General features: G+C 70.4%; 2 pseudogenes. Both read left to right on the forward strand.

What is annotated here, in order from left to right:
* Window positions 1-49: 49 nt before the first annotated feature.
* Window positions 50-229 (forward strand): annotated as a pseudogene (locus LPA54_RS42740) (3-hydroxyacyl-CoA dehydrogenase NAD-binding domain-containing protein); the annotation flags it as partial.
* Window positions 209-493: pseudogene (locus LPA54_RS42745) on the forward strand (ATPase); the annotation flags it as partial. The pseudogenes LPA54_RS42740 and LPA54_RS42745, both read left to right, overlap by 21 nt.

Below are 493 nucleotides of genomic sequence, written 5' to 3' on the forward strand. Positions count from 1 at the left end.
GATATGCTCGGGCGCGCACGTGCCTGCCGCAGACCTCTGGAGCACCCCCATGGCCCTCAAGATCACCGTGATCGGCACCGGTTATCTCGGCGCGACCCACGCCGCGGCCATGGCCGAGCTGGGCTTCGAGGTGATGGGCCTCGACGTGGTGCCCGAGAAGATCGACAAGCTGCGCCGCGGCGAGGTCCCGATGTACGAGCCGGGGCTCGAGGAGCTGCTGCGCCGGCACTCGATCGACCTGGACGTGCCGCCCACACTGCTCGACGTGCTGCTGCAGAGCTTCGCCGATCTGCGCGCCTCCGCCGCTGCGGCCGGCAGCGACGACGAGAAGCTGGAGTCCGCGCTCTCGACGGCCGAGCAGATCGGCGTCCTGGAGGACGCGGTGCTGCACAGCAACTTCTTCGGTGAGCGCGCCCTGACCGCCCGCACCCTGGCGTCCTCGCTGGTCGGCTCGCTGACCCGGCGGGAGCCGGAGGACCTGGCCATACTCAAC

Source organism: Streptomyces sp. DH12, from assembly GCF_020873895.1.
In the GTDB taxonomy this organism is placed as follows: Bacteria; Actinomycetota; Actinomycetes; order Streptomycetales; family Streptomycetaceae; genus Streptomyces.